The organism is Mycobacterium simiae (assembly GCF_008370645.1).
GTDB classification, from domain to species: Bacteria; Actinomycetota; Actinomycetes; order Mycobacteriales; family Mycobacteriaceae; genus Mycobacterium; species Mycobacterium simiae_A.
This window is the reverse complement of the sequence record NZ_VTZN01000427.1, coordinates 1-909: the sequence shown is the minus strand read 5'-3', so window position 1 is coordinate 909 and position 909 is coordinate 1. Positions and strand designations below refer to the sequence as shown.

The window sequence follows — 909 nt, the reverse complement described above, 5'->3', positions numbered from 1 at the left end:
CCGCTGCCCAGTACGGACTGACTTTTATGCTCTGCCAACCGCGCCCAGCTGCGCATCGGGAGCTAGGGCGAATTATGCTGAAGCGCGCTACTCCGGTGTTTTCGTTCAAACGCGGATACCAATCTTTATTCGAAGCTATCGCGAAAGATTATGACGTAATAACCGGGTTCAACGTCGGGCGTATCGTTAGGCACCGATCCTCGATCAGCATCTATCAAGCTGGCGCACAGAGAGAGCCGGAACACTTCGATAAGGTCATGCTCGCCCTGCCGCTCGGAACCGCAATCGATCTTTTCGAAGGTGAATCCGACGACGGACCGCGGCCTGTCGTGGCCCGCGACATCTTCAAGAAGCTTCAATATACGGACTACTACGCCACGATCGCCGAATCGCCGACTTTATTCGAACGGGCCGAGCTGCACTTTACGTTCGGCTCCCAAAAACTCGGTCTCGCCGGCGGCCACTCCTCTAGCCAGCTCTGGCCTGACAGCAAGCTGCGAGTTTTTTATCACTACGGCTCACCTGAAGATCCATCCAGCGTCGACGCGGCAGTCGATAACCTAAAGCGCAACCTAGCCGACGTCGGCGTCACGGTCGGTTCGGTCGAACGAACTAAGCACTGGCGCTACTTCCCGCGTTTCTCATGCGACGACATTGCAGTTGGTTGCTACGACCGTGTCGAAAAACTCCAGGGAAAGTCGAACACCTACTTCCTGGGCAGCGCACTCGCCTTCGAGACTGTCGAACATACTATCGGATACTCCTACCAGCTTGTCGACCGCGAATTCCCGGACCAGCGCAGTTTCTGCTAGTTGGTGCCGATTGACCGACCAGCTGCCATCTCGCCAATCACCTGTCCATCGGGTGATCCATCGGATGCCATCTATATCGCTATATCGTTGACTCCGC

At 56.0% G+C, this 909-nt stretch carries 1 pseudogene; it reads left to right on the top strand.

Annotation, left to right across the window (positions count from 1 at the left end):
- Positions 1-812, top strand: a pseudogene (locus tag F0Q45_RS26255) (FAD-dependent oxidoreductase); the annotation flags it as partial.
- Between the last annotated feature and the right edge of the window lie 97 nt (positions 813-909).